The organism is Aureibacter tunicatorum, from assembly GCF_036492635.1.
GTDB classification, from domain to species: Bacteria; Bacteroidota; Bacteroidia; order Cytophagales; family Cyclobacteriaceae; genus Aureibacter; species Aureibacter tunicatorum.
Map to the genome: position 1 here is coordinate 4,448,756 of NZ_AP025305.1, position 19,138 is coordinate 4,467,893.

15 protein-coding genes are annotated in these 19,138 nt (G+C 37.8%); 4 read left to right on the forward strand and 11 right to left on the reverse strand.

Going from position 1 to position 19,138, the window contains the following annotated elements:
- Nucleotides 1–60: 60 nt before the first annotated feature.
- Complete coding sequence (arsC, locus tag AABK36_RS18750) at nt 61–405, forward strand: arsenate reductase (glutaredoxin) (RefSeq protein WP_309936680.1); 345 nt, start codon at nt 61–63, stop codon at nt 403–405.
- 8 nt (nt 406–413) lie between these two features.
- Here arsC and AABK36_RS18755 read toward each other — a convergent pair whose 3' ends face one another.
- Nucleotides 414–1,070, reverse strand: a complete 657-nt coding sequence (locus AABK36_RS18755; protein WP_309936681.1) for a hypothetical protein — start codon at nt 1,068–1,070, stop codon at nt 414–416.
- 117 nt (nt 1,071–1,187) lie between these two features.
- Between AABK36_RS18755 and AABK36_RS18760 the strand changes: the two genes are divergently transcribed.
- Nucleotides 1,188–1,502 carry a DUF4286 family protein gene (locus AABK36_RS18760; protein WP_309936682.1) on the forward strand — a complete coding sequence of 105 codons (315 nt, stop codon included), beginning with the start codon at nt 1,188–1,190 and terminating at the stop codon, nt 1,500–1,502.
- Nucleotides 1,503–1,514: 12 nt separating this feature from the next.
- On the opposite strand, the gene AABK36_RS18765 is transcribed toward AABK36_RS18760, so the two are convergent.
- From AABK36_RS18765 to serS, 3 genes are all read right to left on the reverse strand, one after another.
- On the reverse strand, nt 1,515–2,018 hold the full coding sequence (locus AABK36_RS18765) for a GNAT family N-acetyltransferase (protein ID WP_309936683.1): 504 nt from the start codon (nt 2,016–2,018) through the stop codon (nt 1,515–1,517).
- A 216-nt stretch (nt 2,019–2,234) separates the two neighbouring features.
- Nucleotides 2,235–4,370, reverse strand: a complete 2,136-nt coding sequence (locus tag AABK36_RS18770; protein WP_309936684.1) for a prolyl oligopeptidase family serine peptidase — start codon at nt 4,368–4,370, stop codon at nt 2,235–2,237.
- 137 nt (nt 4,371–4,507) lie between these two features.
- A complete protein-coding gene (serS, locus tag AABK36_RS18775) occupies nt 4,508–5,782 on the reverse strand; it encodes a serine--tRNA ligase (protein ID WP_309936685.1) in 1,275 nt (424 codons plus the stop codon).
- A 383-nt stretch (nt 5,783–6,165) separates the two neighbouring features.
- Here serS and rho point away from each other — a divergent pair, with 383 nt between their 5' ends.
- Entirely contained in the window at nt 6,166–8,022 is a 1,857-nt protein-coding gene (rho, locus tag AABK36_RS18780; RefSeq protein WP_309936686.1) for a transcription termination factor Rho, read from the forward strand.
- Between the two features lie 280 nt (nt 8,023–8,302).
- Nucleotides 8,303–9,319 (forward strand): gliding motility lipoprotein GldB, encoded by a 1,017-nt coding sequence (gene gldB / locus AABK36_RS18785; RefSeq protein ID WP_309936687.1) that lies wholly within the window; start codon nt 8,303–8,305, stop codon nt 9,317–9,319.
- A gap of 12 nt (nt 9,320–9,331) precedes the next feature.
- Here the strand turns inward: gldB and AABK36_RS18790 are convergent, their stop codons facing one another.
- From AABK36_RS18790 to AABK36_RS18820, 7 genes are all read right to left on the reverse strand, one after another.
- Entirely contained in the window at nt 9,332–10,459 is a 1,128-nt protein-coding gene (locus AABK36_RS18790) for a sensor histidine kinase (RefSeq protein ID WP_309936688.1), read from the reverse strand.
- A gap of 47 nt (nt 10,460–10,506) precedes the next feature.
- Entirely contained in the window at nt 10,507–10,704 is a 198-nt protein-coding gene (gene ccoS / locus AABK36_RS18795; RefSeq protein WP_309936689.1) for a cbb3-type cytochrome oxidase assembly protein CcoS, read from the reverse strand.
- A gap of 2 nt (nt 10,705–10,706) precedes the next feature.
- Nucleotides 10,707–13,124, reverse strand: a complete 2,418-nt coding sequence (locus AABK36_RS18800; protein WP_309936691.1) for a heavy metal translocating P-type ATPase — start codon at nt 13,122–13,124, stop codon at nt 10,707–10,709.
- Between the two features lie 54 nt (nt 13,125–13,178).
- Complete coding sequence (locus tag AABK36_RS18805; RefSeq protein WP_309936692.1) at nt 13,179–13,604, reverse strand: hypothetical protein; 426 nt, start codon at nt 13,602–13,604, stop codon at nt 13,179–13,181.
- 139 nt (nt 13,605–13,743) lie between these two features.
- A complete protein-coding gene (gene brnQ, locus AABK36_RS18810) occupies nt 13,744–15,033 on the reverse strand; it encodes a branched-chain amino acid transport system II carrier protein (protein ID WP_309936693.1) in 1,290 nt (429 codons plus the stop codon).
- A gap of 130 nt (nt 15,034–15,163) precedes the next feature.
- Nucleotides 15,164–16,381, reverse strand: coding sequence for an NADH-quinone oxidoreductase subunit D (locus AABK36_RS18815; RefSeq protein ID WP_309936694.1), 1,218 nt, complete (start codon nt 16,379–16,381; stop codon nt 15,164–15,166).
- A gap of 402 nt (nt 16,382–16,783) precedes the next feature.
- Nucleotides 16,784–19,084 carry a S9 family peptidase gene (locus tag AABK36_RS18820; RefSeq protein ID WP_309936695.1) on the reverse strand — a complete coding sequence of 767 codons (2,301 nt, stop codon included), beginning with the start codon at nt 19,082–19,084 and terminating at the stop codon, nt 16,784–16,786.
- Nucleotides 19,085–19,138: the final 54 nt, after the last annotated feature.

Consider the following 19,138-nt stretch of genomic DNA (forward strand, 5'->3'; position numbering starts at 1 on the left):
CAGGATTATTTTTTTATATAATAATGCATAAATTAGCATCCAAACGATAAAAGTATTTGTATGAAAATTTTGCATAATCCAAGATGCTCTAAAAGTCGCCAGACACTAGAGATATTGCAGGACACGGGAAGCATAGACAAGTTGGAAATCGTCAAATATTTGGAAACTCCTCCTACTGCAGATGAACTTAAAGAGATCTTAAACAAGCTTGGCATTCCTGCTAAAGATTTGATTCGCAAAGGCGAAGAAATCTATAAAACGCAATTTAAAGGCAAAGAATTAAGCGAAGAAGAGTGGATTGAGGCTATGATCGCTTATCCTAAATTAATCGAAAGACCTATTGTAATCAAAGGAGATCAAGCGGTCATAGGAAGGCCACCTGAAAAAGTGCATGATTTGCTTTGATGCAAATTTTAATAAGGGTGAAGAAAGCTAATATCAGCGAGATCAGATCTTTCGGTCATTAAGCGTTCTCCAATCCAGAAAGTACTGTTTTCTTCTGATTGGAATTCTATGCTTATTTGACCTTCATGGACAGCTTGAAGCTTGGACTCTTCCGACTCAGTAAGAGGCACTAGATTGTCAGTGCATTTAATTGGCGAGAAAATCTCAAACTCTTCGCCTTTTAACACCCACTTGCTAAACGTGCTTCTTTTAGTCAGCACATACCTTTGCTCTGAACTATAAATTACCAAATCAAGAGATTCGTAATAGGGATTGTTGTTCATCATATTGGAATTGAAACCTGATATGATGTTCACCGCTTTATGATTGGCTGAGACTAAATATTCAAAGCCGGCATTCAAGATATCTTCCGATCGTTTTTCAACATATTGGAGCAACATAAAAGCTCCTACTCCTGTCTTGACATCATAATAATTATTCTCGCTAACTAAAACAACGTCAATCTTAATGCCCCAACTAGCTACCTCATCCACTATAGATTCGTCCACTATTACAGTAGGACTCCAAGAAAGCAAATCGCTCAATATATCCCAGTCCACTTCGTTAGTGTCTAGGATGAAAAGCGCCGGCTCTTGATTATCTCTTATGATGTGATGGCTTGACATACGACTTTAAATTAGATTTATTAATTATAAAAATAGAAATAAATAATAATAAATACAATATTTTAAATAAATACTATTAAAAATAGTATTTAATATCTGAAAATAAAGTAATTACACATGATTGTATATAATGTCACATTCAGCGTAGAAAAATCCATAGATGCTGAGTGGAAGAAATGGATGAAAGAAAATTATTTGGAGAAAGCCTTAAATTCCGGCTACATCAATAGCCACAAATTTCTCGTACTTGTCAATGACCAAGAAAATACAGATGGAAAAACATATGCTGTCCAACTATATGCCGAGAGTTTTGAAAACTTGGAAAAATATGTGACTGATCACATGGGCTCTGTATTCGATGGCCTTAAGCTTGCCTTTCAAGACAGACAAGTTTCGTTTGCCACAATACTTGAGGAAGTTGAGATGATATAAATAAAAAAGGAGCTATAAAGCTCCTTCTTTCAATACCTTGTCGAAATCCTCTTTGTATATAGTACAATTAATCCAAGTTTCATCTAGTTTGGCATTCATGCGCTCTTTATAAAATTGTATTGCAGGAGTATTCCAATCCAATACTTGCCATGTCACCAATGCCACTTCCTCTTTTTTGGCTTTGGCAATAACCTCATGCAACAGTTTGCTACCGATACCTTGTCTTCGAAATGATTCCGTCACCACCAAATCCTCAAGGTATATGCTCCTTCCCTTCCAAGTAGAATACCTATAGTAATACAAAGCCAAGCCTATCACCGCACTGTCTTTTTTAGCTACAAAAAAACCAAAAACCGGATTATCGCCAAAAGCGTCTTCATGCATCTGATTTACATTTGTTTTTACTTCATGCAAAGCATTTTCATATTCCGCTAATTCCTTGATAAGCGTCAATACTTGCTCCAAATCTTCCGGTCTTCCTTGTAAAACTTGTATACCTTTATCAACAATCTCCATAACTCATTTCGATAAATCCATCAAATTATCAAACACTTATAAAAAGCAAAAGCACAATGCAAAATTGCATTGTGCTTTGAATTATTATATAAGGTTAAATAATAATCTTCATTACTGAATGAAAGCGCTAATTCAGCCAAAAGCACCTTCGTGAATATCAAATTTAACTAAAAATTTAAAATAAACAAGTTTTGACAAACCATTAATGCCTTAAGATCACTTTTGAAGCTTAGGCTCAAACATCATATTATACCAAGCAAATGAATACACATCCGCTTTTTCTTCTATGATTTTGGAAGTAGGTTTGCCAGCCCCATGCCCAGCTTTAGTTTCAATTCTAATCAAAACTGGATTGCTTCCCTGATTCTTTTCTTGCAATGTCGCCGCGAATTTGAACGAATGAGCCGGAACAACTCTATCATCATGATCGGCAGTTATAACCATAGTCGCAGGATAGCTAGTATTCTTAATATTATGCAAAGGCGAATATTTGAACAAATTCTGGAAATGCTCCTCTTCATCGCTAGACCCATATTCTACAGCCCAAGCCCATCCAATGGTAAACTTATGATATCTCAACATATCCAAAACGCCCACGGCAGGAAACGCCACCTTGAACAATTCAGGCCTTTGAGTCATGCAAGCTCCCACAAGCAAGCCTCCATTCGATCCTCCGGCAATAGCCAGTCTTTCAGAGCTTGTATATTTTTGGTCAATCAAATACTCGCCTGCGGCGATGAAATCGTCAAAAACATTTTGCTTGTTATGTTTCATTCCCGCCTCATGCCAAGCTTGACCATATTCTCCTCCTCCTCGTATATTTGGCTGAGCGTATATTCCTCCATTTTCAAGCCACACGATAGTCGCCGCGCTAAATCTTGGCAACAAGCTAATATCAAACCCACCATATGCATATAAGTATGTCGGATTTGTCCCATCAAGTTTCAAGCCTTTCTTATGCACTATAAACATTGGAACTTTTGTTCCGTCTTTGCTCTCATAAAACACCTGCTTGGTTTCGTATTTAGAAGCATCAAAATCAACTTCAGACGCTCTGAATAAGCTAGATGTATTTTCCTTGATATCGTATTTATAAATATTGGAAGGGAAAGTAAAAGAAGTGAATTTATAAAACACCTCATTGTCATCTTTTTTCCCATAAAAACCACTAGCTGTACCAAGATCCGGCAATTGCACATCAGCTACTTTTGTTCCATCATAATCAAACTGTTGAACTTTAGACTTTGCATCGCTAATATACTTGACTATTAACTTTCCTCCCGCCATGGTCACTGAAGATAGCAACTCATCAGTATTAGGAATAACTTCTACCCAATTTGACTCTTCAGGTTTTTTCAGGTTTACTCTTACCAACTTATTGTTAGGAGCGTCCAAATTGGTAATCATCAATATCTCTTCTTCATTAAGATTGCCAACCACATTATGATCATTCTTAAAATTGTCAACCACAGATACAAACTCTCCAGTCATGCGAGGCTTGATAAAAAGCGCATTGCCGCTTGTCCCTTCGCTTGCTGTTACTATCAAGAACTCCTCATCTTCAGTTGTCGAAGCATAAAAATTTCTCAATGGATGATCAGCGTCTTCATATATTAGCTCATCCTTGTCTTGAGGATCGCCTATTTTATGATAATACACTTTATGAAATTCGTTTTTAGAAGAATAAGCGCTTCCTTCCGGCTTGTCATATCTGCTGTAATAGAATCCTTCTCCTTGCCAAGCAATCCCTGTGAACTTCGCCCAATTGATGCTATCCGGCAACAATTGCTTGCTTTCCGCATCCATTATGTAAATATCATTCCAATCTGATCCAGATTTTGCAACTGCGTAAGCCGCTAATTTGCCATCCTTGGAAAAAGAGATATTCATTAACGCAATCGTTCCATCAGAAGACAATTTATTAGGATCTAAAAACACTGACGGCTCGCCTTCCAGTGAAGACTGTTGATATAAAACACTTTGATTTTGCAGTCCGTCATTTTTAAAATAATAATACTTGTCCCCTCCTTTAAAAGGACTAGAAAACTTAGGATAATTCCATATTTCAGTTAATCTCTTCTTGACTTGGTCTCTAAAAGGAATTTTCGACAAATATCCTTCAGTCACCTTATTTTCCTCTTTTACCCATGCTTCGGTTTCTGTGGAACGATCGTCCTCTAACCATCGATAGGGATCTTTAACTTCAACTCCATGATACACATCCACGGAATCAACTTTGCTAGTTACAGGGTACTTCACTTCGATAGGGGGAAATTTATCATTTGTGTTTTGCTTGTTTTCACAGCTTAAGAATAAAGCCGGCAGACAGAATAGTAAAAAATATTTTTTCATATAAAAGCTTATTATACAATCGTTTGATAACAATATTACGAGTTCAGAAGAAAAAATCAATCCAAGAATGATAATCGGAAAGTTGAAATGATTAAAGGCAAAAAAACCGGCCTAGGCCGGTTTTAAATTATTTTCTATTACTTAGTGATATACTCAAAGCCAGTATATGGCACTAAGACTTCAGGAATCTTTATGCCTTCAGCCGTTTGATTATTTTCAATAATCGCCGCCATAATTCTCGGCAAAGCCAAGCCACTGCCATTCAATGAATGAAGCAATACTGTCTTTTTATCCTTCTTGTATCTACATTTCAATCGATTCGTTTGGTAATTCAAGACATTGCTTACAGAGCTACACTCCAACCATTTTTTCTGTCCTGCGGAGAATACCTCATAATCATATGTGATATGCGCAGTGAAACCTAAATCTCCGCCACAAAGCCTCAAAATTCTAAAAGGCAATTCAAGTTTTTTCAATAAACCTACCACATGATTGCACATGTTCTCATGAGCTTTTTCAGATTCTTCAGGCTTGATGATTTCGATCAGCTCCACCTTGTCAAACTGATGCAGTCTATTCAAGCCTCTCACATCAGCTCCCCAAGATCCAGCTTCTTTTCTAAAGCATGGCGTATAGCCCGCATGCTTAACCGGCAATTTTTCCTCAGGAATGATAACGTCTCTATACAAGTTCATGATCGGAACTTCGGCAGTAGGAATCATGTACAAATCTTGGTCTGTGATTTTATACATTTGTCCTTCCTTGTCAGGAAGCTGTCCAGTCCCCAATCCTGAAGCTTCATTGACCATTACAGGAGGAGCAACCTCACTATAACCAGACTTCACCGCTTCATCCAAAAAGAAGTTTATCAACGCTCTTTGCAATCTAGCTCCTTGACCTTTATAAACAGGAAAACCTGCTCCGGTAATCTTATTTCCAAGCTCGAAATCTATGATATCATATTCTTTTATCAAATCCCAATGAGCTTTAGATCCTTCTGGCAATTGAGGTATATCGCCGTGCTCGCTTATCAATTCATTATCTTCATCGCTATTTCCTTCTTTTACAAGCGCGCTTGGATAGTTTGGAATAGTATAAAGAAGGTCTCTCAACTCATTCTCCACTTGGCTCAACTCCTCATTCAAAGCCTTGCATTCATTCTTCAAGTCTGCGGTCTTTGATTTAGCTTCCTCAGCTTCCTCTTTTTTTCCTTGCTGCATCAATTGGCCAATTTGCTTAGCCACGGACTTTGACTCTCCCAAAGCCTTGTCAAGGCGAGTTTTAGCGTTTTTGCGTTGCTCATCAAGCTTCAACAATTTTTCAATAGCCTCTTCGGCATTGTCAAATCTCTTGACCTTCAAACCATCGATAATTTCCTGCTTGCGTTCTTGAATATCAGCGATCAGTAGCATGTTCTTATTACTTTATATATGCTAAAAATTATTTTTCAGTAGAAATATTTACATCTTTAAAGATGATTCAGCAAGTAACCATTATTTATCATATCTTCCAAATCAAAACATCTGTCATAAGGGATTATGGCCACATAATATAATCGAAATGGAAACCGCAATAGCCTGAACAGTCAAAACTTGCAAGTGTCAATTTTTAAATCAAAGATTTGGAAAAATCTAAAACAAAAAGTATAATTGCTGAACAGAATATCGTTAGAATAGTTATCCATCAAGAGATAATCATTTTTATCATTTCGTTTTTTAAGAATTATTCACCAATTACTAGTCAAGTAACAATCCTATCCGGCTGACGCAACGCTCGGCCTACAAATCATATCTTTATGTACAATATCGAGGAACTAAATGTCAAACTCGTTTCTGAATTGAAAGAAATTGCGGAGGAGCTTGGGGTTAAAAATTATAAAAGATTACCCAAAAAAGAGCTTATTTACAAAATATTAGACCAACAAGCTATCACTCCTGAATCTGCCTTGCCAAGCAAAGAGACTAAAGCCAAGCCAGCACCAGCAAAGAAAGCATCAGAAAAGCCCGCCAAAAACGCCAAAGCCAACACTCCGGCGAAAGAAACGAAAGACAACAACGATAATACCGAGAAAAAAGCCGAAGCTATCCCTACAAGAAAAAGAGTTATTCCAAAAAGGGAAAACGTAGCTAAAAACGAAGGCGCTTCTTCAGCAAAGCCAAGGCCACAGAAGGAAAACATCGAAGCTAAAGCTGAAAAAGTAGAAAAAACTGAAAAAATTGAAAAAGGCGAAAGGCCTGAAAGACCTGAAAGAGCGGAGAGAACTCGCAGCAAAGCAAAAAACACAGAGCATTTGCTTGACATGTTCAAAGATGAAGTAGAAAACGGTCCAAAAGAAAAGGCTTCCAAGCCTGCTCCAACTCGCAAAAAAAATGAAGCTGCAGAAAATGCTTCAGATAGCAACGCAAGCCAAGAAACTCCTCAAGAATCCGCTCCAGCGCCCAACACAAATTATAAAAAGCAAGATCATTACGACAAGCCTGATAGAAGAGAAAGAGTTCATGGCAAGAAGTCGAATGTTTTCGCTACTATGAAAGAATTCGACGGGCTAATTTCCAATGAAGGTGCTTTGGAAATCATGCAGGATGGATATGGATTCTTAAGATCTTCAGACTATAATTACCTTGCGAGTCCTGATGATATATACGTTAGCCCATCACAAATCAAACTATTTGGCCTAAAAACAGGAGATGTTGTACAAGGGTCTATAAGACCGCCTAAAGAAGGAGAAAAATATTTCGCGCTTCTTAAAGTGGAAAAAGTCAACGGAAAAACAACCGAAGAGATTCGAGATAGAATTCCTTTCGAGTTTTTGACTCCTTTGTTTCCAAATGAAAAACTTAACCTTTCCGACAAGCCAAGCAATTATTCAACAAGAATACTCGACTTGTTCGCTCCGATCGGTAAAGGACAAAGAGGTATGATCGTGGCACAGCCAAAAACTGGTAAAACGGTCCTTCTTAAAGAAATCGCCAACGCAATTGCTAAAAACCACCCGGAAGTTTATCTAATGATCTTGTTGATCGATGAGCGTCCTGAGGAGGTTACAGATATGGCAAGAAGCGTTAATGCCGAGGTTGTTTCCTCAACATTTGACGAGCAAGCAGACAGGCATGTGAAAGTATCCAGCATGGTGCTTGAGAAAGCCAAAAGAATGGTTGAGTGCGGACATGATGTTGTAATTCTTCTTGATTCGATCACAAGACTAGCGAGAGCTTACAATACTGTTGAGCCTTCGTCTGGAAAGATATTATCAGGTGGTGTTGACGCAAACGCGCTTCATAAGCCAAAAAGATTCTTCGGAGCTGCTAGAAATGTTGAAGAAGGCGGATCTCTTACGATCATCGCTACAGCATTGATCGAGACTGGCTCTAAAATGGATGAAGTAATCTTTGAAGAATTCAAAGGTACTGGTAACATGGAACTTCAACTTGATAGAAAACTATCGAACAAGCGTGTTTATCCGGCTATCGACGTTCCTACGTCAGGCACTCGTCGAGAGGATCTGCTTATGGACAGAGAGACGCTTCAGAGAGTATGGATCTTGAGAAAATTCATGTCGGATATGAACTCCCAAGAAGCAATGGAGTTCCTATTAACAAAAATGAAAGGAACAAAAGACAACGACGAGTTCCTTATGTCTATGAATGGATAGAATCCAAAATAAAAATATATTCAAAACCGCCTCTTTCAAGATGGCGGTTTTTTTATGCTTAAAATTTAAGTCCGATTTTCTTAATAATAACTCACCCCAACCTTATATTCTCTTGACAATTTGAACATAAATAGCTTTCTTTAAAAGAATAGACATTCTAAAATTTCTTAGATACACTCCAATGCTTAAATGCTTCATTTTAAGCATTTAAGCTAATGTCTTCCATAGTTTAACAAAGATAAGGTTCATAATAACCAGCAAATAACGACACGAATTCAATATGACAAATAGCAAATACACACTAAATACTAAACTGTTTCTTTGGCTTGCCTTATGCATTATCACACTTCAATCATGCGACAAGGGTTCTCCATGTGAAAACAAACCTGACTTATCCAACATTGACATAAAATTGAACTTCATAGCATTGGAAGATCAAATGATGAAACTAAGTGATTCATCTCAAGTCGATAGTTTTGCAAAACAACATCCGATTATCGCTCAAGAATTCTTGAACAGAGCCGAATACAACTCGACAAATGATTTCAACGTGGGCGTTTCCGAGCTTTTCAGCAATCCGCACATTGACACGCTTCATCAAGAAGCTAAACAATATGTTACCGATGTTATAGATTTAAAGTCTGAGCTTGAAGAAGCTTTTAAAATGATCAAATACAATTATCCTCAATTTGAGGCTCCGACGGTTAAAACTGTTGTGTCAGGCCTAGGAAAGGACTTGTTCATTTCCGACTCATTGATAGTCATCGGATTGGATTATTATATTGGAGAAAATGCGAAATACAAACCTATTGGTTTGCCTAAATACGTATTAAAGCGTTTTCAGAGGGAATATATCGTGCCTAGTATCGTTTTGCTTATTTCCAACAAATTTAACGCATCTAACCTTAATGACAAGACTCTGTTAGCCGAGATGATCTATTATGGGAAGTCGTACCAATTCGCCAAAGAGATACTTCCATGCACTCCTGACTCTGTTATATTAGGTTATACTGCTCAAGATATACAAGGAGCTGAAGAAAATCAACACATTATCTGGGCTAATATTATCGAAAATGAAATGCTGTATTCAACCAGCCATGTGGATAAAGGCCGATTTATCAATGAACGTCCAAAAACACTGGAAATTGGCCCTAAATGCCCGGGAAGAATTGGCCATTTCATTGGTTGGAAAATCATTCAGAATTACACCAATGAATCACCAGAGTCGCTAAGCAAAATGATGGAGCATATGGACGCGCCGAGCATGTTCAAGAAGTCTAAATACAAGCCTAGTTAATTCAGAAAACAATCAAAGAGGCAGCTTGATCGTAAAGCTGCTTCCCTTACCCACTATGCTTTCTACTTCAATTTCACCATCAAGTTTCTCAAGTATAGCTTTTACAATAGACAATCCAAGTCCTGTGCTTTTTTCTTGATTCGTTGGTTGATTTGACAATTTCGTAAACTTTTTGAACAACTGCTTCTGCTCTTCTTCAGAAATTCCGGGGCCTTCATCCTTGACACTTACGGTAAAGCTTGAATCATGCCTATCCAAACACACGCACACCTGCGTGTCAAATGGCGAAAACTTTATCGCATTGGAAATAAGATTATTAATCACTTGCCTAATGTAGGAAGGATCCGAATGTATGCGGCCATCAAGCCCCTCATTCGACCTAAAAACCTTCAATGTTATTCTTTTCTGATTGGCGCTTTGCTGAAATTGCTCTACAGCGCTTTCTACCAACTCATTCAAATCAAACTCTTTGCGTTCGAAATTGGCCCTTCCTGATTCGATAGCGCTAATATCCAACATCTTTTGAATCAAATCATCCGTGTCTTCTATGATTTTTTTAATCAGATCGACATAGCCCTTAGACTCTTCATCAATAGATGAGTTCAAAGCAATTAAATCAACCAATCCCATGATATTCCCAAGTGGAGATTTAAGATCGTGAGCTACTACTCTAACTATCGCGGACTTTTCTTCGCTTTTCTCTTTCAATGCATCATTAACACTCTGAAGCTCCGCATTCTTCTGGTCGAGATAATATTGCTTTTCTTCAAGAATTTTTCTCTGAGTTTCAAGCAACTTGTTCTTTTGATCTAGAATTTTATTATTCAGCTCTTTTTTGCGGGACTGCTTGATAAAGAAAAATATCATGAGCATCAAAAAGACAATGCTAATACCCAGCAATGTCACTTGATAGCTTTTCTTTACGATGATATGACTTTGAAGCTCTTCATTTTTCTTGAGCATCTCTATTTCGTGCTTTTGTTTTATCAGTTTATACGCTTGATACATCGAATCAAGCTTATACTTGTCAATATCCACTGTATCCAATGAAACTTCCTTGGATTGAGCAGTTTCTTGAGCGAGCACGACATTCGTCAAATGAAAACCAAAAAGGAAAATCAATAGTAGCTTTTTCACCATAATCTACAAAATGGACCTAACTACCCTTTGTAACACAAAAAAAGCTATTAAGATTTCTTTTTTTCCAATTTTTCCTCAATTTGATCCTTTTTAGCGCTTTTTTTAACCTTATCGTCGAATAATATTCTCACCGACGGAGAATAAGTATCCTCATACTGGCCTGACCTTACCGCCCAAAAGAAAGCGATTAGAAAACCAATAGCAACGGTAACACTAAAGATAATTAAGATAAATATAACCGACATTACTACAACAACTTTTGAAGTTTAGCTTTAATATTCACTGAAATAGTCGCCAAAGCCACTACGGAAATACTACTCAAAGGCATCAATATAGCCGCATATACAGGTTGTAAATTTCCTGTCACAGCCAAAGACAAGCCCGTAATATTATATAAAAACGATAAGATAAAGCAAGCTATTATTACTTTCTGAGCATACAATGCGAACTTTAGAAAACTATGAAGCTTAGAAAGTTCTTTAGCATCCAATATTGCATCGCTGGCGGGAGTAAACGACCCTATATCATCCGTCACTGCAATGCCTATATCGCTTTGTTTTAAAGCCCCTGCATCATTAAGGCCATCTCCCAGCATCATCACCTTGTTGCCTTGAGATTGTAAATCTTTAATATAAGAAAGCTTATCGTGAGGGCTTTGATTAAACAGGATATTTGTCCCTGAGGGAAATATCTTTTCCAAAGCAGCTTTTTCAGAAGCCTTATCGCCTGAAAGCAATGACAATGAAAAGCGTCTTGTTAATCTGGATATCAATTTATCAAGACCATTTCGATATTCATTAGCTATATCAAATCTACCCAAATAATTGTCATTCCCGGAAATATGCACTGAGGATCGCTCTAGGTTTTCTTCCACTTTATCTGAAGAAGCAAACTTCAAACTACCGATTTTGTAAGTCAAACCACCAACTGAAGCCACTATTCCTTTACCCTCTATTTCTTCGTAATAATCCAGCTTTAACAAGTCAGAGCGATCTATGCTAAGGTAATCAAATACATGCCTGCTAAGCGGATGTGTTGAATGCGCAACGATACTTGCAATGTTCAATTTTATAGACTCTTGCAAATGCTCCCCGGAATAGCTTACTTGATTTTGATCAGCATGAGTCAAGGTTCCAGTCTTATCAAATACCATATGGCTGATTTTGGCCATATGCTCAACCAAACTGGCATTTTTAACATAGAGCTTATTCCTTCCAAACACTCTCAACACACTGCCTAAAGTGAAAGGAGTGGCCAGCGTCAAGGCGCAAGGGCATGCAATTATTAATACAGCAGTAAAAGCATTAAGCATATGCGATTTATCCACAAAATACCAATAAGCTGCCGAAGCAAAAGCTATAAACAAAACGATAAATGTGAAATACTTGCTAATCACATTGATCATCTGATCCTTTGAAGAAACTTTCTCTTTCTCAAATATTTCATTGTTCCATAATTGAGTCAGATAACTTTGAGAAACTGGCTTTTGCACCAATAAACGAACGCTTTCGCCAACTTGCCTTCCACCCGCATATATATAGTCTTTGCATACCTTCTCAACCGGTTCGGACTCTCCAGTCACAAAGCTATAATCGATATTGGCTTTATCACTCAACAACACACTGTCTGCTGGTATTATTTCTTGATTACGAACAATAATCTCGTCATTGACCTCCAACTGGTTAACAGGAACAGCTTCTGTTACGCCATCTCTAACTCTGTTAATCGCCAATGGAAAATAAGATTTATAATCCCTTTCAAATGACAAGCTATCATACGATATGCTTTGAAACCACCTTCCTACTAACAAAAAGAATAGCAAACCAGCCAAGGAGTCAAAATACCCAGGCCCTGTCTCGGCGAGAACTTCATACAAGCTTCGAAAGAATAAGACAATAATTCCCAAAGCAATTGGCACGTCTATGTTCACGAACTTTTCCTTGAGGCCATTCCATGCTGATGTAAAATAATCCAAGCTGCAATAAAACATTACAGGGAGGGAAAGCACAATATTCAGATATGAGAAAAAACGTTGAAACTCCGAAAACATCTCTTCAAACCCCAGATACTCAGGAAAACTCAGCAACATTATATTGCCAAAACAAAAAGCAGCAACTCCAATCTTAAGGTATAAATGAGTATTCCCGCTTTTTCTCTTTTCCTTTTTCTCTTCTTCTAAACTAATATAAGGTTCATAGCCTATCGAAGCCAACGCTTCCACGACTTCTCTCAGAGTAATAACCGATGGGTCAAACTGGATAGTTACTTGTTTTTTGACGAAATTAACCCTGCTTTGGCTAATTCCATCCCTAAACTTATAAATGTTCTCAAGCAACCAAATACAAGAGCTACAATGTATGACAGGTATGTATAGAGTTACTCTGGAAATATTCGGAGAATTGAAATCCAAGAGCTTTTCTTGAATTTGATCATTATCCAGATAGGCGAATTTATCCTTGAAGTCAGTATTGGAAAGCGTAGTTCCCGGACTGGACTCCAAGTCATAATAATCGCACATGTCATTTTGCCTTAAGATATCGTAGACCGTCTGACAACCTTGGCAGCAAAAATCCTTATCATCAAAAAAAATGTGTTCTTCTGCGCATTCGCTTCCGCAGTGGTAGCAATTTACTTTTTCTAAAGTTTCGCTTTGATCTTTACCCATACCTTTCTCAACGTCGATTATTAATATCAACGTAAAAATAAGGCGATTTTGTCTTTAATTTCTTGTTTGAGCATACTTTTTTGCGGAAACCATAGCCCTCAAAATCGCCCTCGAAAGTCTTTTAGGTGTCAAACTTGACTTCAATAAAAACTCATAAATTCCACTATTTGATACAGAAAATCTATTATCAGTTTTAAGAAGAGTAATAGGCAAATGCTTAATCCTATTTTTCCTTCTCATTACCTTCAAAAACCTTTTAATCTCCTTGATATTGAGCGTATCAGACAACAATATGCAATCATAATCGAACTTGACAAGTTTCTTCAAACTATCCTTGACATCAAAACTCACTTCCATGTGGTATTTTTTGTCCTCAAATCGATAATTATGAAATTGCTCATACACATCGCTCATCTCAGCAGGATTGTTGCCAAGAAAAAGAACATTAACTCCTGATTGATTATTGCTTTGATTGTCCATGACTCAAAATTGTGGTTAAAAAGAAAAAATTCGCCAGTATCAAGTATTGGCGAACTTCATTAATTTATACGATTTAGCAAATGTCATGTTAGGCAAATCATTAATTTATATTTAATAATTTTCCGAATAAACATTTACATTATTGCACTCTAAATAGCCTAAGCTTGGAAAGCAAAACCCCTGCCAATCCTCCAACAAAAGCCGGCACTAACCATGACAAACCAATCTCAGCGAAAGGCAAGTTTTCATGGACGGAAGAAAACATCGTCGTCACTCCGGACAAGTTCTCGAACATAAGAACCACGCTAAACAATAACGTGCTCGTTACCATTCCTTTGTGAATATTCGCAGGCACTTTATCGCCAAATAAATTAAGAAAAATCAAAACTATAATAGTAGGATACAGCAACTCCAGCACAGGACCTGAAAACATCACGATATTATCAACTCCCGTAACGGACAATATCGCTCCAAGCACTGAGACAACCACCACAAGCAATTTGTAGCTCACTTTACCATTAAACATTTTACTGAAAAACAAACACACGGTCGAAGTCAATCCAATTGCCGTAGTAAAACATGCTGCGGATACTGCTATGGCGAATATATACAAACCTGTTCTTCCTAAAGAACTGTTGACCAAAGTAACTAGTATATCGGCACGACTTGTTTCCGGATTACTAGACAAATCAAATGATGCTCCATAGAAACTCAAGCCCCAATAAACAAAAGCCAACAAGCCAATAGCCAGTCCTCCTGAGAACAATGTCATTTTAAATTTCATTTGATTGGAAACATAGCCTTTGCTTCTAAGCGCGGAAATAATAATCGTCGTGAAAACGATTCCCGCCATAGCGTCAAGTGTTTGGTATCCTTCTTTAAATCCAGTAAGGAATGCTTCTGAAGCGGCAATATCGCTTGATATTGGTTCTGATGAAATAAATGCTTTTCCGATGATCAACAATAACGAAACCACCAAAAAAGGCGTCAAGAACTTTCCGATCTTATCGATGATATTTTTCGGGTTGATACAAAAGAAAACCACCAAACCGAAATAAATAATGCTTATCCACCATCCCTCGACAGAAGAAGTTAAAGGCTGAACACCAATTTCAAAAGTAGTGGCAGCTGTTCTCGGTATAGCTAAAAAAGGCCCAATAAGCAATATAACTGTTGTTGCCAACAGCAAGCTGAATCTTTTGCCAACTTTATCCGCTATTCCTGAAAAATCTTTTCCAGAAATAATAACCCCCAAAATTGCCAAAAATGACAAACCCAAGGAAGTTATGCAAAATCCAAAAGCGCCCATTTCCCATTGCTCTCCCAAGTTCGCTCCTACAGATGGAGGGAAAAGAAGGTTTCCGGCACCAAAGAACATTGCGAAAGTTGCACCGCCTATTGTTAATACATCAAATAATTTTTTCTTCATAATTCATCGAAAAGCTCAATTCAACTAAACTCTCTCGATAAACGATGCTCTGGAAAATTTATTTAACATTATTAATAATAACAACCAAAAAACCATTTGATGTACCAAGCATTCAGCAATAAATCACATACTACCTATCCACTTCACCCATTACGAAGTCAATAGAGCCTACTATGGCGATAAGATCGGCTATCATGCAGCCTTTTGAAATTTCGCTTAATACCGAAAGGTTCACAAAACAAGAAGATCTAACCTTGCAACGAAGCGGCTTGTCGCTTCTGCCATCTGCTCTCATAAAAAAGCCCAATTCCCCTTTAGCTGTTTCGCCGCGAAAGTAAATATCCTGCTTTTTAGGTCTTACTCTCTTAGGAACCGCCGCTTGAGGGTCAAAACTCTTGTCTCTTTTCAAATCAGTAGTTAAGCGCTCCAAGCATTGCTCCATTATCTTCACGGATTCCCAGCATTCTCGAGCTCTCACATAAGTTCTATCCCAGCAGTCACCTGTGGTTCCCATCTCTCCCTTGCCGATAGGCACATCAAAATCCAATTCAGGGTACACACTGTAACCATCTACTCTTCTCAAGTCGTATTTAAGTCCAGAACCTCTCAACATCGGTCCCGTTATTCCATAATTAACAGCAAGATCCAAAGGCAAGACGCCAACTTTGGCAGTTCGCTCGACAAAAATCTTATTTTCCAAAAGTAAGCCTTCATATTCACGAAGCTTTGGCTTCAAGTAATTGATAAACTCCAAGCACCTTTCCTCAAAGCCAACAGGCAAGTCGTAATACAAGCCCCCTATCCAGATATAATTGTAAAGCATTCTCGCTCCGCTAGCCCATTCCAATAACCTCAAGATGTGTTCTCGGTCTCTCATCAGCCATAAAAATGGCGTTGTAGCTCCGATATCCAAACCAAATGTTCCAATCGCCAAAAAATGCGAAGCTAGACGATTAAGCTCCGAGACAAGCACTCTTATGTATTCCACTCGCTTGGGAATCTTGTCAGTAATTCCAAGCATTTTCTCAACGCCCATGCAATACACATGCTCAGAATTCATAGCCGCCAAATAGTCCATTCGGTCAACATATGGAATAATCTGATTATACATCAATGACTCAGCATGCTTTTCAAAACATCTATGCAAATAGCCCATGTGGGGAATGACATCCACCACTATTTCTCCATCGGTAATTACCTCCAACCTTAAAACTCCATGTGTGGAAGGGTGCTGAGGTCCGATATTCAATAGCATTTGCTCTGATTTCAAATCCGATTCCTTGTATTTGTTAGGCTCGGAAATATTCAGATGCTCTGGTTTATAATCGTATTGAATTTTATTGGCCATGCGAAGTGTATATGAATGGTATTAAACAAAAATAAAGTGATATGAGTAAATAAAAAAGCCATAAAGCCAATAACTGAGGGCTATAAAAAAAAACCCTCAACTCCTTTTGAGCTGAGGGCAACTTAAACTAAAAAAACAAACAAACAAAACTACACACATGAAAATGGTAAATATCTTATATTCAATTTATTGTATCATTCTCAATCTATTTACCTTAATAACAATATCCATGTCACTTAGTTTCGTAATCCAATTTTTTTTCCTAATAATAAAAATTTAGGATGTAATAAAATGAACATAAAAAAGCCATACGAGAGTCGCATGGCTTTATCACTTGTTATAATCAGATTTTTCTCTTATTATTTCGAAGTAAGAAAAATCATAAAGTTCTACTGAAAAAGATTATTGAGCGATTTCCTTTTCGCCGTAATTCCATGGGAATTTCTCCCCTTTCAAATTTTTAACGAAGAATGCCCAAAGCCTTTTTCTAAAATATTTGGAGTGATAATCATCATAACTATGGTCTTGGCTCGGCATAATCAAAAGATCAAAATCCTTGTCAGCTCTAATCAATGCTTCCGCAAGTTTGAAAGTAGCCGAAGGATTCACATTCTCATCCATACCCCCGTGCACAAGCATAAGTTTTCCTTTCAGGTTTTCAGCCATGGTAACATTCGAAATAGCATTATAAACCGAATCTTCAACCGGCCACCCCATATACATCTCAGGCCACCAAGCTTTTTCCATTCTGAAATCATGATCAGCAGAACTTGAGACAGCCGCTTTGAAAAAATCCGGATAAGCCAACATGGCATGCGTCGCATCATACCCTCCAGCGGAATGCCCATAAACACCCACTCGGTCTACATCTACCCATTCATTTTTCTCCGCTAATTGCTCTATAGCCAATTTATGATCCAATAGGTTCTCTCCCATGTTGAGATACGAAACATCATGAAAAGCTTTTGACCTGTCATTTGTTCCCATTCCGTCGATTTTCACTACCAAAAATCCTAACTCAGCCAAAGCTTGCTCTCCCCAAAACGCTCGCTGGAAATTTCTTGGGTACATTTGAGTATGGGGGCCCGAATACGTATGGTCAATCACAGGGTACTTCTTGTTCGGATCAAAATTCGAAGGCTTCCAAACGGCTCCATAAATCGTTGTCTTCCCATCTCTTGCCACTGCGGTAAAAGATTCAGGAGCTTTCCAGCCTTTGGCTTCCAATTTTGAAATGTCTGTAACCGCCAAATCAACAATCTTCTTTCCCGACTTAGTATCGCGAAGCACATATTCTGTTGGGGTCTCGACCGTTGATAAAGCGTCGATAAAGTATCTATTATCTGGTGAAAGTTTCACATCATGATTGAACTTATAATCTGTCAACCATTTAATTTTACCTCCATTGATATTCACATGACATAATTGTCTGTGATAAGGATTGGCGTCTTTTTCAGGGCTGCTGGCAAGCATGAAAATCTTACCTGTTTCTTTATCCGCTTTCAAAACTTTATGAACTTTGAAATCTCCTTGAGTCAAAGCCTTTATTTTACCTGATTTTAAGTCATAACTATACAGGTGCTGCCATCCCGACTTTTCAGAAAAGAACACAAATTTGTTTTTATCCTCAAAAACAATCATTTCCATCCCTTCCGGAATATTTGTATCGGAAATTTCTCCGTAAAGCTCTTTGACAATTCCAGAACTCAAATCAATCAAAGAATACGAGAAACTCTTAAAGCCTCTTTTTCTATCAAGCACTAAAGCATTATTCGACTCTTCCAGCCATTGAATCCAATAATTATTAATGTGTGTTCTTTTTTCCAACTCAATCGGCAATGCTTTTCTTTTTTCTACATCAAAAAAGTACGGTGTCATTTCAACCATTGAGGTGTCTCCGGGGCTTCCTCTGAAATACGAATACAACTCCGGCCTGTACAATGTGTCTTGACTATAGTCAAGCAGATACATCTTGCGAGCGGATCTCATGTCACAAAGATCTGCTTGCAAATACTTTGAATCAGGAGACCAGTCAACATAAAACCTCGAAGATCGCTTCCCTCCTTCTCCCTTCATCAAATCATACCAACCATAATACGTTGCATATTCATAGCCTTTCTTTCCATCAAAAGTTAACTGAAATTCCTCTTCGGATTCCACTGACCGGATATAAAGATTGTACTCTTTTGAAAATGCTTCCCATTTGCCATCGGGAGATAAAATTCCCTCGCTAGAGGATTCTTCCGAGTCTTCACTTTTCTCGATTAACTCTCCAGTAATATGATTATACTGGTACTTTTCTCCTTTTACTGAAAAAGAAAACTCATTATTCGAAATAATCTCAACCTTGTTAAATGGCAATTTATTCGCTTTTACCTCATTGCCAGTCTTTTCAGCCAATTTATCAGCTAAGATATCATGATCAAACAAACGCTTGCTTTCGCCTGTCTTAAAATCAACCCATTCAAATGTCTTTGCCTTTGGTGATCGCTCCAAATACCATAAACCGCTGCTATCCTTGGCAAAGCCTGAAGTCATCCATAAATTGTAAACTTTCTTTTGGGCGATATTCTCCCACAGAAATGACTCTGCGCGACGACAATCATCCTCGGAAACTTGTCCAAACACCGCGCTTTGAACACTCAATAAGCTCAAGACAGCTATTAAGCTCCATATTTTTGCAAAAAATTTATCTTTCAACATAACAAATCTGATAAGGGTTAAGATGAAATAGCAAGTTATTATTTATAAATATTA